This is a genomic window from Wolbachia endosymbiont (group A) of Longitarsus flavicornis (genome assembly GCF_963931955.1).
GTDB lineage: Bacteria > Pseudomonadota > Alphaproteobacteria > Rickettsiales > Anaplasmataceae > Wolbachia.
Map to the genome: position 1 here is coordinate 1129255 of NZ_OZ008337.1, position 15675 is coordinate 1144929.

The 15675-nt window shown below is 32.5% G+C and carries 12 protein-coding genes; 3 read left to right on the forward strand and 9 right to left on the reverse strand.

The window, feature by feature from the left end; all coding sequences use genetic code 11:
• Positions 1-5 precede the first annotated feature (5 nt).
• From wmk to AABM58_RS05555, 3 genes are all read left to right on the forward strand, one after another.
• Complete coding sequence (gene wmk / locus AABM58_RS05545; RefSeq protein WP_250120255.1) at positions 6-899, forward strand: WO male-killing family protein Wmk; 894 nt, start codon at positions 6-8, stop codon at positions 897-899.
• A gap of 456 nt (positions 900-1355) precedes the next feature.
• Positions 1356-2255: a DMT family transporter gene (locus tag AABM58_RS05550; protein ID WP_338406620.1), complete on the forward strand. Its 900-nt coding sequence runs from the start codon at positions 1356-1358 to the stop codon at positions 2253-2255.
• A 47-nt stretch (positions 2256-2302) separates the two neighbouring features.
• Positions 2303-3610, forward strand: coding sequence for a UDP-glucose dehydrogenase family protein (locus AABM58_RS05555; protein WP_285520194.1), 1308 nt, complete (start codon positions 2303-2305; stop codon positions 3608-3610).
• 17 nt (positions 3611-3627) lie between these two features.
• Here the strand turns inward: AABM58_RS05555 and AABM58_RS05560 are convergent, their stop codons facing one another.
• From AABM58_RS05560 to AABM58_RS05600, 9 genes are all read right to left on the reverse strand, one after another.
• Positions 3628-4815: an MFS transporter gene (locus AABM58_RS05560; RefSeq protein WP_338406621.1), complete on the reverse strand. Its 1188-nt coding sequence runs from the start codon at positions 4813-4815 to the stop codon at positions 3628-3630.
• 112 nt (positions 4816-4927) lie between these two features.
• The gene (locus AABM58_RS05565; RefSeq protein ID WP_174516730.1) at positions 4928-5971 is read right to left on the reverse strand and encodes a threonine aldolase family protein; all 1044 of its coding nucleotides are present in this window, start codon (positions 5969-5971) and stop codon (positions 4928-4930) included.
• On the reverse strand, positions 5968-7017 hold the full coding sequence (locus AABM58_RS05570) for a threonine aldolase family protein (RefSeq protein ID WP_174516731.1): 1050 nt from the start codon (positions 7015-7017) through the stop codon (positions 5968-5970). Before AABM58_RS05570 ends, AABM58_RS05565 begins: the two co-directional genes overlap by 4 nt.
• Positions 6989-8794, reverse strand: coding sequence for an ABC transporter ATP-binding protein (locus AABM58_RS05575; RefSeq protein ID WP_338406622.1), 1806 nt, complete (start codon positions 8792-8794; stop codon positions 6989-6991). The genes AABM58_RS05570 and AABM58_RS05575 overlap by 29 nt, the downstream gene beginning before the upstream one ends.
• Positions 8795-9784, reverse strand: coding sequence for a phytanoyl-CoA dioxygenase family protein (locus AABM58_RS05580; protein WP_338406623.1), 990 nt, complete (start codon positions 9782-9784; stop codon positions 8795-8797).
• A 4-nt stretch (positions 9785-9788) separates the two neighbouring features.
• Entirely contained in the window at positions 9789-11465 is a 1677-nt protein-coding gene (locus AABM58_RS05585; protein ID WP_338406624.1) for a WG repeat-containing protein, read from the reverse strand.
• On the reverse strand, positions 11426-13762 hold the full coding sequence (locus AABM58_RS05590) for a glycosyltransferase (RefSeq protein ID WP_338406625.1): 2337 nt from the start codon (positions 13760-13762) through the stop codon (positions 11426-11428). Before AABM58_RS05590 ends, AABM58_RS05585 begins: the two co-directional genes overlap by 40 nt.
• Positions 13719-14678: an NAD-dependent epimerase/dehydratase family protein gene (locus AABM58_RS05595; RefSeq protein WP_015588901.1), complete on the reverse strand. Its 960-nt coding sequence runs from the start codon at positions 14676-14678 to the stop codon at positions 13719-13721. Before AABM58_RS05595 ends, AABM58_RS05590 begins: the two co-directional genes overlap by 44 nt.
• Positions 14679-14809: 131 nt before the next feature.
• Positions 14810-15571, reverse strand: coding sequence for an NTP transferase domain-containing protein (locus tag AABM58_RS05600; protein WP_338406626.1), 762 nt, complete (start codon positions 15569-15571; stop codon positions 14810-14812).
• Positions 15572-15675 lie beyond the last annotated feature (104 nt).

Consider the following 15675-nt stretch of genomic DNA (forward strand, 5'->3'; position numbering starts at 1 on the left):
GATAAATGTTTGTTTCTGCAAGCAATGTTAGTTACGGAATAGGGCAAAGAATAGAAAATTGTAGGTTAATGCGAGGGCATACTCAAATAGGATTAGCAAGTCAAATAGGTTTAACATACCAAGAAGTAAACAGCTATGAAGATGGGTATATTCCTATTCCAATTGAAGTACTATATATAATAGCAAGAGTATTATCAGTTGACGTTGTAGATTTATTACCTGAACCAGTAATAGTAAGGGAAGACAGCTATGAAGACGAGGAAATACTCTATCTAACGAAAATATACGAGAATCAAAAGTTAGGCAAAATAGTACCTTCATTAGTCAGGTTTGTTCATATTAGCGAAAAAATTAATCAAGAAGAGGCAAGGTTGGAAATAGCAAAAAATCTAGTGAAAGAAGGGGTTTCAGTTGACATAATTTCCCAAGCAACCGGCTTATCTATTTACGAGTATGATAATACAGAGAAAGAAGTCTGCACTGATTCTATATACTACAGAATAGGGCAAAGAATAAGAGAATGGAGATTGATAAAAAGGTATACTCAGAAAGATTTAGCAAACAAAGTTGGTTTAACACTCAAGGAAATACACGAGTATGAAATAGGATACACTGCCATATCATTTGACAAATTATATCAAATAGCAGAAGGATTATCAGTGAATATTAAAGTTCTGCTGCCTAAAACAAATGAAGATAGTGAACTACTTAATTTACTAAGAAAAACTGAAGAGCAAGAATTAGTGAAGAAATTTTTATCTAGGGATATGAAGAATAGCAAAGAGAAAGTTAAAAAAACAGAAAAGATCAAGGTTGCGAAAAATCTAGTGAAGGCGGGTGTTTCTACTGATGTTATTTTGCGAGCAAGTGGCCTAACTGCCGATGAGTGTGAAAATTGAATTGTGTTTAAGATACAAGTAAAAATAGTCAATATATTAACCATTCTAAATCCTTGTTTAGCTGACTCAACTGAAGCATTTTCATAAAGTTTTGCTGCTAATTCGTGTTGTTTGATAAACTTCAAATTTAATGCTTTTAAAATTGATGCTGAAAACACATATTGCTAATGCTAGCAGAGGAGCTAGTTGGTAAAATCGCCACAGCCGTCAGTACTCCCGATTACTTTTCCTGATAATGTGATAGTATTCGCAAGTATTATCATATATTACAAAAAAATCAGTTAGCATTTCTGTTTATTAAAATTATGCAATAAAGCTGCATTTTATATAACACTTCTCAAATTATTTCTACTAAATATTTATGAATATGGTTAAACAGTAGATAGAAGAAACCTTTTCTATTATTGATCTTTTGTACAGTAAAGTTATCTCATAAAATATTAAATTTGGAGTTTTATGGATCACAGACTAAGAGCTTATTTGCTTGGAGTTACCTGGTTTATACTCAGTTTACTTAGTAGTGTAGTTAATGATACTATATCAAAGTGTCTCGGTTTACACCTTCAAAGTTTTGAGATAATCTTTTTCCGTTTTTTATTTAGCACTATTACTCTTATACCTTTTATATTTTACTATGGAATAGGAGTTTGTAAAACAAGTCGAATATCTATTCAAATAACTAGAGGTGCATTGTTGTTTTGTGGAATGACCTTATGGACCTATGGGTTGACTATTTGCCCAATAGTAACTGCAACAATTATAGGTTTCTCAATACCATTATTTGTTATGCTTCTTGCAATTCCTTTTCTGGAAGAAAATATAATTTGGCAAAGATGGGTAGTAGCTGTCATTGGTTTTATTGGTATTGCTATTACTACTAAAGCTTATAGCGAAGACTTTAATCCTAAAATTCTTATTTTTATTGTATCCGCATTAATCTTCGCTACACTAGATGTACTTAATAAGAAGCTTGTAATGAAGGAGTCAATAGTAAGTATATTATTTTACTCAGCTCTAACAACAACAATTTTTTCCATTCCATCTTTGTTATTTTATTGGCATATGCCTTCCTTGTCAGAATTAATATTACTGCTGATTTTAGGAATAAGTTCAAACCTAATTCTGTTCTTCATGTTAAAAGCTTTTGCTCTTACTGATGCCACTGCACTTGCACCGTATAGATACATAGAGCTAATAATTTCTGCAATAGTAGCATACGTTATATTTAATGAATTACCTGATAAAAGTGCTTTATATGGTACTTTGATATTAATACCATCAACCTTATTTATAGCTTATTCGGAAGGTAAGGCAATTAAGAAAAATAATGTAACAACAAAAGTTTATAATTGTTAATGGTATTTATTTTAGATGCTAAGCTATATTTTTAAGGTGATAATAAAATGCACATAACTATTATAGGAGTAGGGTATGTAGGCTTAGTATCTGGTACAATGTTATCGGAGCAGGGCCATAAAGTTGATTGCATTGACATAAATACTGAGAAGATTGAACTTTTGAAATCAGGGAAAATTCCTCTATATGAACCTGGATTAGCAGATTATTTAGAGAATAATATAAAGTCACAAAGGATAAGATTTTTTGATTCGTATTCTCAAATAAATCCCAATACAGAAGTAGTATTTGTAACTGTAGATACTCCATCAGACTCCCTAGGAAATGCAAATTTAAAGAATGTATATAATGCAGTAAGTGAAGTTTCTGAGAGAGTTAATCAAGATTGCTTAATAGTGATAAAGTCAACTGTTCCTCCTGGTACTGCAGAAAATATACATAATTATTTATCTAATAAGGGCTATAACTTTGATTTAGGAGTTAATCCAGAGTTTCTCAAGCAAGGCTCTGCAGTATCAGATTTTTTATACCCAGATAGGATAATAATAGGAGTAAAAACTAAGCTAGCTAGGGCAAAACTAGAAGTTATATATAGATCATTTATAGATAAGAATATTCCGTTAATAGTCACTGATACAGTTACTGCTGAAATGATTAAATATGCTTCTAATGCCTTTCTAGCAACAAAGGTTGCTTTTATCAATGAGATGGCAGGTTTATGTGAGCTATTAGGAGCAGACATTGACCTTTTAGCTAACAGTATGGGAATGGACCATAGAATAGGTAAGGAATTTCTCAAAGCTGGTCCAGGATTTGGAGGATCATGTTTTCCTAAAGATTTATCGGCCTTAATAAGGCTTGCTGAAGATCACAATGTCAAGCTACAAATTTTAAATTCAGTTAAGGAATCTAACTATAATCATATAACAAACATTGCTAAAAAGGTAGAATATCTATTAAATGGAGTCCAAAATAAAAAAATAGCAATATGGGGGCTAACTTTTAAGTCTGGTACTGATGATGTAAGAAATAGCCCAGCTATAGATATTGCACAATTGTTAGTGAATAACAAGGCTAAAATCACTGCATATGACCCAATGGGGATGGATAATGCTAGGCAAGTTCTAAAGGATATAGAGTACGCGGACAATGCTATAGGGGCTGCAAGGGACGCGGAAGCCTTGTTATTATTAACAGAGTGGGGGGAATTTAAAAATCAAGATTTTGCAAGTTTAAAGAGTATTATGGCTGCACCTAATGTTTTTGATTTCCGTAATTTATTAGATAGCGAGCTGTTACTAAGATATGGTTACCATGTTTATTCCTTGGGTAAAAAATCTATCTACAAAGTTTAACTGTTGAGAAATGTTTTTTACACCGCTTTACTTAGTTTTTTAAGATCTTTGCTTGATAATATGGAAAAGCAAACGAGTGCAATAACAGAGCAAATGGAAAAAAATGAAAACATAATACTGTTACCACAGTGCTTAACAAGTACTCCTAAGAGCACGCATGAAAATATTGAACTTGCAATATACCCAAATAATCCTGTCAAGCTTACAATTGTACATACATTATTTTGTGGAGCAATGTCTACAGCTATAACACCTGTTAGTACTTGTACTCCAAATATAAAAAATCCTGATAAAGCTGCACCAAGACTCATAAGAACTATGTTTTGACAAAAGTTCATTCCAATAAAAGTGAGTGCTATACCCAGCATGTAAAGTAATGCTAGCAAACTTCTATTTTGAAAGAAATACATATCACTAATTCTTCCTGTGATTAAAGTTCCAAGGATTCCACCCAAATCATAGACACCTGTGATTAGTGAGGATTGTACAAGAGAGATTTGTAATCTATCTTTTAAAATTATAGGAAACCAAAAGAAGATTCCCATTTTTATAATATAAGTACAAAAAGTAGCATAACATAGAAACCATATGGAACTTGTCACCTTAATGCCAATTTTAGGTTTCTGCACCTTATAGATAGTAGGAGTAGTACTTTCTCTGTAATATGCTTTTAATGTTATGTAAATTCCAAAAAGTAAGCATAAGAGGCCAGAATACAAAAATGCACTTTTTACACCATATATTTTGATTATACTTGGTAACACAATTAAAGTAAGGCAAGAACCAAGTTGCTGAGATGCACTCATAACCCCCCACAATGATGCAATTGAAGAGATACTAGAGTTTGTAATCATAAACTTGGTAATAGCTGGCCAACCTACTCCTTGTGCCCAAGCTAATAATATCAATGTTAACAGTAATAAGGTTAGGTTATTGTATGATAAAATTATACCAATGGTTGATATTCCAGTTACAATATTGCATAGCCCAAACATAAATAATGGATTATCTTTGAAGTCCATGATTATCCCGTTAAAGAATTTCGATACTCCGTAAAAAAAAGAAAAGCAGGCAAAAAAATAGCTTAATTTTACATGGTCAGTATCTATTAACAGTGGTAGAGCAATTGGTATACTCTGCCTTGAGAAGTAAAGTAGCACATATCCAAAAAAGAATAGTAAATATTGAAAGAAAACAAAGTTCACACCTATTCCCCAAACAGTTCCATGCAAATACTAGCATAATACTATGTTGGTATAATATTGTTTTACAAGAAGTTTGCAAACCATTAATGTAGAAAATTGATAACAATCGAAATTACCTATTCAGTATCTTTCTTATAGTAGATATAGTAGTATTAATATCTTCACAGCTTATATCTCTATGTGTTATAACTCTGATTTTACCTCTTATGTTAGCCATCCTAATTCCATAATTTGTCATTAGTATATTTATTAATTCTTGAGCAGATATACAATCAGTACGTAATGAGAAATACGCTATATTAGTTTTGTATAGGTCAATATTGATTATAACTTGATCTATAGAGCTAAGACCTTTTATAAGGTGCTGCATTTTTTTATGATCTTCTATTAAAGAATTCATGTTGTTGTTGAGAGCATATAAACATGCAGCTGAAATAATGCCAGCTTGGTGCATACCTCCGCCAATTTGAAACTTATAGTACCAAGCTTTTTCAATAAACTCTTCACTTCCAGCCAATACTGCACCCATTGGAGCGCCTAATCCCTTACTAAAATCAATAAACACCGAATCAAAATAATTTGCATATTCTTTTGGAGATATTTTAGCATAAGCACAAGCATTGAACAGCCTTGCTCCATCTAAATGAGAGGATACGTCGTTCTTTTTGCAGAGACTTGAGATCTCTTGAATATACTCTAAAGGCCACACAGCTCCACCACCAAAATTCGTTGTTTGTTCGACAGAAACAAGCCCAACTTTTGGAACATTCCTTAAGCTAGGACGAGTAATAAACTCAACGATTTGCTCTCCAGTAAATATTCCTCTTGTTCCTTTAATAGGTAAAGGAGTGGCATGTGCCTGGGCTGCAATTAATCCAGATTGCACTATTAATGGATGCGAAGTTTCATCGAGTAACAAATAATCACCAGGTCTTTGAATGTGCACTTTATAAGCAATTACATTACACATCGTTCCCGAAATCAAAAATATTCCTGCTGGCTTACCTAATATTTTACATGTGGTTTCTATTAATTCGTTTACAGTTGGATCTTCACATGCAGCTTCATTTCCAACTTTTGCTTTAGCCATTACTTCCCTCATTTCAGATGAAGGATTAGTGTTTGAATCGCTAAAGAAATCTATTTTTACTCTCATACTAAATTTAATACAACCTCCTTTATAATTTCAGCAGCATTTATTATGTCTGCTTCCTCTATACCAAGATGAACAACTGCTCTTATATGAGATTCGAGCCAAGGAAAGAGCAATAAACCATAAGCTTGGCATTTACTCAAAAAAAACTCATTAGTCACATTTAGTTCTTTTATACTAAAGCTTACTATGTTAGTTTCTGGATAAGGTAGTATCAGCTTTACATGTGGAATTTCTTTAATCTTGTCTGCAAACAATTTAGCGAGCTTATTATCTTCTTTAAGCCTAGAGATATTATTCTGTAGTACATATTTTGCTGCATTAGCGCAGTACCCAATTTGATGATAACCACTCCCCAACCAAACCTGTAACTTCTTAGCCTTTTCAATTATCTCTCTTTTACCCATAAGCATTGAACCAAAAGGAGCTCCAAGTCCTTTAGTAAAAGAAAAGCTCATTGTATCTACATATTTAGCATAGTCAGCTAAAGCAACATTTGTTTCAGCATGAGCATTAAATATTCTCGCACCATCTAAATGAAGACTTATATTGTGAGCTTTTAAGAAATTATATAACTCTACTTGTTTCTTAAAAGGATAAATTTTACCGTTAAACCCGTTTATACTATTTTCTATAGAAACTAGACTCACCTGAGCAAAAATTTTATATCTCGGTTTAGAGTTAATAGCATATTCTACTTCATCAATATCTAAGATTCCGGTATTATTCCTAATACAGTTAAACACTATACTATTTACTTTTGCATTGCCTGCACTATCGAAAAAATTAACATGATAATTATAATGAGTAATTAGTTCATCACCAGGACTTGTTTGACTGGCAATAGCTAACCTATTTGCAAGCATACCACTGGTTACGAACAATGCTTCTTCTACTTTGAATAATTGTTTACAATATTCCGATAAGTTGTTACAGCTTTTGTCTTCACCGTAAGCAAAATCTCCAACGATTGCACTACTTATTGCGTGTATAACGTTGGAGCTTTGTAAAGTTGTAGTGTCACTTCTCAGGTCGATAGTTTTTTCCATTTTCTTTTTTGATATTTAGACAGCCAATTTGAGCATCCCAAAGTTCTTTATAAAGACCTTTCTTGCAAACTAGTTCAGAATGTTTACCATCTTGGACAATTTTTCCTTTGTCAAATACTAGAATTCGGTCCATATGTAAAAGTGTAGAAATACGGTGTGCTATAGTAATGGTGGTTTTATTTTCCATCAACTTAAATAAACTCATTTGAATTGTTTTCTCTGTTATAGAATCTAACTGACTAGTTGGCTCATCGAGAAATAATATCGGAGCGTTTTTTAGAAATGCTCTCGCTATGATTATTCTTTGTCTTTCCCCTCCAGATAGCTTTATACCTTTTTCTCCAACTATAGTTTCATATTGATCGGGTAGAGTCATAATAAAATCGTGAATACCAGCTAGCTTGGCAGCTCTCATTATTTCTTTGACAGTAGATCGAAGTTTACCATACATAATATTTGCTAAAATAGTATCATGAAATAACAATGGGTCTTGAGGTATTACAGATATGTGCTGCCTCAAAGAACTCTGTGTAACTTCCGATACTACTTGATTATCAATCTGTATATTACCTTTTTTAACATCAAATAGTCTTAGGATTAGGTTTATAAAAGTAGATTTACCACCTCCAGAATAACCAATTAGACCTACTTTTTCGCAAGGATTAATAGTAACTGAAAAATCTTGAAATAATGGCTTCTGACCTTCATAAGAAAAAGAAACATTATTAAATGTTATCTTTCTGCTTAATATATTTAATTCCTTAGCGTTTTTCTTATCTTGAATTTCCGGTACAGTAGTTAAGATTGGCAATGCATATAAAACTTTGCCAAAGTGAGCAGAAAATTGGGTAAGATTTTTAGTTAAATGGTTAAGAAACTCTACAATGGATATATTAATTCCAAGTACAAGAGCAATATCTCCTATTGCAATTTTGTTCAATTGATAATCATGGATTAAAAAATACAAATTTACTGCTTGTAGTAGGTCAAATGAATAGCCATATATAAACCAAAGCCAAAAGTATGCCCATTGTAATTTTCTTTCTGCAATAGTTTTTTTCTTGCATACTTGAAAAAATTTATGCCTCTCATGCGCTTGCCGAGAAAATAACCTTACTGATATAACATTTAAAATACTGTCGGCTATACCCGCTATTACTTGTGAACTTTGTTTAGAATGATCATCGGCTAATCTGGTAAGCACCCGAAAACTGAAAACCGAAATCAAAATAAAAATGTTCACCCAAATGAATGTAGCTATTGCAAACTTTATATTTACTAGTGATAAAGTATAAATAGCCAAGATTAATGCTATACTATAACTAAAGAAACAGTCTATAAGCAGTCTTATTAGCTCTATCACACTATCCATTAAGTTACTGACCTTATATACTAAACTTCCGGATAGGTTGTTTTGATAATAGGAATGGTCTTGCTGAAGCAGCCTGTAAAAAGACATATCAGCTATTTTTTGACGCATTGAGGTAAACATTCGAATGTCAACAAAATAGCCATAGAATCTAAAAGCAGTAGTAATAAGTAATGCCATACAAACATAAGCGCTTACAGGTAATAAAAGATTTTCAATTACATTACCTTCTTGATATTTTACAGCTGTATCTAAGATATTTTTTACTAAATACTTTCTAAAAGATAAATCAACAGCCACTACTAGGGCAACCAGGAACATTACAAGCACATTAAGCTTAAACTTGGATAAGATATTCAAAATGAACACCAATATATACTTGAAACTACCAACTCTACTTTTGTTCATTTATAATGCTAGCTCCACCACATTGACTTTTTTATTGAGAAATACAAGCAGTGAAAACCATAAATTTTTGTATATTTTTCCTGAAATGTCTCCAGCATCATGTAGTGCTGACGCTTGATTCAGAATAAGTAGTTTATATAAATCTCGCTTAGCTTCAGCAGTGTTGACCTCAGAAATATTTGTAGTTGTGTCTGTAATAAAGGCTAACCAGCTCTTAATAAGTTCTTCCATATTTTTTATTTTTATACTTTCCTGGCGACGAAATAATGATAAGTATTCTCTCAGTATAAATTCTGTTAATGCACCACAGTTTAATATACCAAAAACTGAAGGCTGAGGTTTTGGCACACAAGGAAGACTTTTATCTTTTACAACCCATCTCGTAACATAAGCAAACCTATCTTTAGCATCTATATTCTTATCACTACCATGCCATAACCGTGAATCAAAAACTATCGCATCTCCTGCTGAAATAGGTAGTGACTTAATTTTATAATTTTCCCGGTTATCCGAGTATTGATCCAAAAAGTATGGATGCCAAAAATCAACTAGAGGCTGTATTTTCCAGTTGTGACTATCTTCTATAACTTGTAGTGCACCTGAAGTTTTATTGACATTATTCAAAGCTAGCCAAACAGAAAAATGATAAGGGTCATTAAAGCTATAAGAGATGTCCTGATGGAAGGGAACTGCATCTATTAAATCAGCAGTTTTACATATAACATTTGATTTTTTCTGCAGTATCTGGCATTGAAGTGACTTTTCAAGATAATTTTTAATAATTTTATCTAATACTTGAGATACAATTCTAGTTACCTGAGATGACGTGCCCCATCTGCCGGTACAGTTTAAGTAGTCAGAAGTTGAAACACTTAGTTCTTGGGATAGCTTTGATATCTTATTTGTTATATCACTTAAAGACTGAGTTATTAGCTCTAAAGGAACCAGATTTTTGATAATAAAAAAACCATTTTTTTGTAATGTTTCCATATGATTAACACCTGACATCAATAACTGATAAGTAATCTGTTAAAGGTATAACAGCAAAAATTTTGAATCCTTTTACTTGTTTGAGTATTTTTTCCCAATCGCTTAATGTTCTTAGTTTACCTCCTGTTTCAACCATGACATTAATATCTACAGAGCCTCCAGCTGGAGAGCGGTAATCTAAAATAGTTTCTATCAATAAAATACGAGATATTCCTTTGACCAATTTTAAATAAGATAATACTTTATCATCATCATAATGCTGTAGAAAGCGGCAAAAGACACCTAATTCATAATTTGTAGCTGATAGTTCTTCCTGAGTTATAAGTTTGACTTTTAAATTTTCTACTAACTGTCTTGGCACTTTATGTTCGTTATATAGGCCTATGGAACCTTTATTGTGTATATCAGAATAAGCAAGAAATAAAGAGTGTACACCAAATAGCAATATATTCTTAGCACCATCTATATTAATCCTAGAATTAAACTCTTTAGTATCAAACCTAGAATATCCTAGCAATGCTTGGTAAAACGCTATTTTCTTATCTTCTGATGCTTCTCTTTCCTTAAAAGATTCAAATGAAGAGATTGACTTCTGTTTTAGTATATCGGCAATCTTTAACCAATTCTTTTCAGCGGCAACTCTTGCCCACATCGTTGCTGCTTTTGGCAAAAATGGTATTTCCTTAAAACACTTACCTTTTGATGATAGTTGCCATAAGTCCTTGTCCTTATCGTAATCAATAAACCCTATTTCCCACAACGCCCTTAACAGCCTTTCTAGATTTGGTACGATAATGTTTAACTTTTTAGATAAAAACGGCACAGTTGCAGGTAAAATATTTAACAAATCAAGTTCAATAGCAACGCTTGTTAGGTAAGTTTTCCAAAAGGCTGAAAGTTCTGCAGAAATCCTATGCACTTGAGATTCTTTACCTAAATCAAAAATACTAAACTTTACATTTCCGGTAATATCGATTTGTCCTAACACACCTTCAAAAGTTTCAACTTTTGCCATCCCATTATAAAATGCTTCTACCATTTTAAATCTCTGCTGGTAAACAGGATCACCATTAATATCTATATGAAACCAACCATGTTGATCTTCTGCAATAGAATACCCTTTATGAAAAACATTAAGTTTTTTATACCATTTATTATGTACTAACTTTCCATGATGATTAATATGTGTAGCTTTACCATCCTTATAGACTACAGCGATACCATCCTTAAAATCTCCAACATAATCATATTCCTCCTGATAAATCCTGTTGCCATTTAAATTAATATGAAAACATTTATCATGTCTTCTAACTACACAAATATCTTCCTGATAATTTCCAATCCATTGATACAACTGTTTGTATACTCTACATCCAGATGAATCAATATGGTAACACCCTGTATCATCTTCTACGGCCGCTCTATTAAAGTAGAATCCAAAAGTTTTTAGAAATCTATGATGATAAACTGCTTCTCCTCTTACATTGATATGATAAGCACCTGTCTGATCATAAACCGGTGCAAGACCGGGCTCATGAAATTTACCAACCTTTATAAACCTATCTTCATACAAAGGATTTCCTAGTAATTCGTGAAAACTCTCACACGGTGAAATTTTAATAGATTTAAGATTATCTTTGATTAATTGATCAAAGGTTTTCTCATGTTGCATGTTTTGCATAATTTGTAATTTAAATAATTCTTTTGTAAGCTTAGGTACTCACTACTCTGCCATATTTCCTCGAGTTTAACCTCATTAACATTACCAAAATTTCCTAATGTCTTACGGAGTTCATCTGGAGCACAGCAAGGACTAAACTTTCCTTCATTGTTTATCCATGCTTCTTTACCTAAAAATGGGCATTGACCACCTGGAGCCAAATCCTTAATACCTTCTTGAGAAAGAATTGTAAAATTTTCTAATTTTATCTTTTTACCATTTGGTAATAGCATATTATCTCTAAGCTCATATAACCTTCTCACCTCTGTATTCCATCTACTAATTGCTAACTCATCTCTTCTCATAGATAGATCCTTAATTTCCTCAAAATGTGCCCAAAGATGATGTCCTTTAACTCTATCTATGCCGTTTTTTATGGCCATCTTAACTATGTCATAGAGTTCATGTAAATTACTTTCCAAAAATGTTAATTGTAAAGTAACGGTACACCTTTCACCTGTATCGCTAAAGTATTTATCTCTAACTTCAAGGAAAGTTTTTAAATTTTCTGTCACTACTTCCCATTTTGAACCTTTCATGATTCTTTCATGAGTTTCTTTAGTTGCCCCATTCCAGGAAATCTTAACATCAGATAAAATTGGTACCAATAGTTCAGCCCATTTTCTAGCTCCTTTAATGGGAAAAGAACCATTGGTTGTGAGGTTAAGCTTAAGGCCGAACTCATGGCACAAATTGATTATTTCATCAAAGCTTTTATACATTAAAGGCTCACCCATAGTAGAAGGAATGATTTCCCTTAAAGGTGTTCCATCTGCTTCCTTAATTACCTTCCTGATAGTTTCTATTGACATTATCTTGGGTTTTATCCCTTTAGCTTTCTTCTCCTCTTTAACTTTACTATATGGTGAAAAGCATTCACACATTACACAAGCAAAGTTGCAGTAATCTGGATTAGTATCAAAAGTAATTCTCCAAGGACCAGGTTTTGTAGCCACTGATTTGCCTTTATTTTCAATAACATTACGGTAAATTTTGTTAAGTTTCTCAGTATGCTCACTTATAGAAAGCACATTACCATTTTTAGTATAAAGATAGCCTCTTTGGGTCAGTTCACTGTATAATTCCTGGTCTGTAGATAGGACTTGCATTTTTTCTGACAAACTATTTGTATCTCTATGCTTAAATAATAGTCCGTTTATTCCATCTCTTACATATTCTGCCATGCCACCATAATCAGCCGTTATTACTGGTACACTCAGTTGCTGTGCTTCATGTGTGACTAATGGTGAATTTTCACCCCAAATTGAAGGAACAACTATCGCATCAACTTTATTAAATACATCAGTAACTATATTTTTATTGTTATAACTTCCCATCCATTCTATCCTTTCTTTAACAGCATGTGGAAACTGATCGGCAATTGCTTTTAAAGCTTTAGTTTCTTCCCTTGCCGCTCCCCAAATTCTAAGTTTTGCTTTAGATGATAAGTGAGAAAAAGCCTTCAATAATAGGTCAACACCTTTCTCGGGAGTATGAGTACCTATATAACCGAAAATAAACTCTTTTTCTTGCACCCTATTTCTATTCTTAAGACGATTTAGATCAAAACCATAATCAAGATAAGAAATTTTGTTTATCGGAACATTAAAGTCTTGAGTAAATTTATCCATTAAGAATTTTGACGGAGCAATGAAGTAATCTATATAGTCCACTACTTTCTTTGTTTGCTTCATTCTAGTTGCAACCCATTGTTCCCAATAATTTAAGTCTGAATTCAAGAATTCTTCATCTCCTGTAAAATACCCCTTGTAACATTGGGTTGCACATTTTTGATCCTTCTGTCCATCACAAAGCCGTAACAAATCTTCAGAATTACGTTGAATAAATCTTCCTCTTGGACACATTAACCAAAAATCATGTAGCGTAAAAATTGTAGATATATTTTCTTTAAAAGCAACTTCTGGTAAAGTAATTGATAGATGATTAAGATGACCAAAATGTATAAGATCTGGTTGAAAGTTATCTATTATTCTTTTGAATTTTATATTTACTTCTTCATTGATAAATTTGTAACGATATTTAGTTGTAGGTATATTAATTAAATTCAGTAAGATCCGGGAATCACTACAGTCCAGAGCTGTAGTATAATGGAAATCAGGTAAGAAGCTGTTTTCATGCCTAGTAAATATTTGTACCTCATTATTATTGGCTAGTTCATGGGCAAGAGTTTGGCTGTAAACCTCCGAACCAGCGCTATAATAAGGAGGGTAACCATGAATAACTTTTAATATTTTCATATATTACCATATCTATATTGTTAGGATATTCTTGTGTATTGTTTTGTAGACTTTTTATAAATTTACCTAATCCTACTTTTAATGAATGCTTTGGAGACCAACCAAGTAGCTCTTTAGCTCTAGTAAAATCACCATGGAACTTAGTTACGTCAAAATTTCTTGGAGGATAAAAATCAATTCTAGAATCACTTTCCGTGACTTTTAATATTGTTTTTGCTAAGTTTTCTAAAGTACATGGGCTATTAGTAGTAAGATGAATAGCAGGAAGAGAAGATTTCTCGTTTTGTAAATATTTAACAGTTAAGTATATACCCTCTATAACATCATCCAAATAGGTAAAATCAAAAACACATTCTTTACCTTCTATCCTAATTGGATCGCCTTTCAATGCATTGATACAGAGTGCAGGAATTACTCTACTACTATGATCTAGTAAACCACCATATACATTTGAGAAGCGTAATATTGCTACATTAAAGTTAGAACCTTTTAAATTTATTACTTGTTCTTCAATAAACGCTTTACCTTTGGCGTAATTATTTATTGGGTTAATACTAGCAGACTCTGCAACTGGTAGTTCCTTTTGTTCTCCATATACTTCTCTACTGCTTGCATATATAAACCATGGTTTATTCGGAAGCGACTTGCAGAATTCTAAGAATTGGATTGTACCATCGACATTAACTTTTTGGCACAATTTAGGATAAAGCTCACCATGTATAACTCGAGAAATTGCAGCCAGATGAATAACCCCCGTACACTTAGCGAGTAGCGGCATTATATCTTCTGAAAAAAAACTGAGTGGGTTGTCGCGAAACCTAATATCGCAGCTTATTACTTCATAACCCTGCTTTTCTAACTTTTCTACTAAAGCCGATCCTATCAAACCTGCAGCACCTGTTATTAATATTCCCATGTGTCCCTCTCACTACAACCAGGAAAATCTTTCACACCTATCATCTTACAAGTAAGACTTAAAAAGCATTATAAAACTAGTATAAAACAAATGTCAACTTAAATTAAGGATCAATGAATAAAAAAATATAGTTATGAAAGAAGGGTTGGTTGTCTTCTTCTATTTGCCTGAAAATAACGTTCTGCTTTGACCAAATCCTCTTTGTTATTTACCCCCATTGCTTCCTTTTCGTCAGCGACTACATAACCTGCACGTAAGTTATTGCTTGCTGCAATGGGTATTATATCATTAAGACAACATTCGTTGGTCGAATCATTAAATTTTACTTCTTTTATTAGGGTATAAAGATCTTTAGCGTATGAAACCATTATTCCAGAGTTTGCAAGAAGAATTTCATCTTCACTTTTCAAGACTTTTTGAACATTGTCATTATCATCAATTACTAATCTTCCATATTGCTTATCTTGACTATTAAATCCAAGAAGAACTAAATTTTTATTATTACACTTTAAACAATCAGTCATTCTCATAACTGTATCACTAGATATAAACGGGGTGTCTCCGTACTGTATTAAAACTATGTCTTGGTCAGATAACCGCTCCAGGCTTTCTAGGGCAATTTTAACTGCAGTGCCAGTACCTGTAATATTTTCTTGAATTATCAATTTTATATTATATTTATCAATTATATCTTTTAAGGTACTAAATCTTTCTAACTCCTTTAGAAAAGGCTTGTTAATGACAATTGATAGACTTTTTAAACTCAGCGGTTTTGCATTGTGAATTATATGCTCTAAAAGAGTAAAATTTCCCACTTGGTGCAACGCTTTTGAATATTCAGAATTCATTCTACTGCTCTTTCCTGCTGCTAATATTATCAACGTGTTATCCATACATAACTCAAGAACTTACTAGGAGGTAAGTTAAGTGATAATTAATGAGTTGTAAAGTCTACTATAGTTTCCTAAATGATCCAGAAAAAATAATTAACATGCTT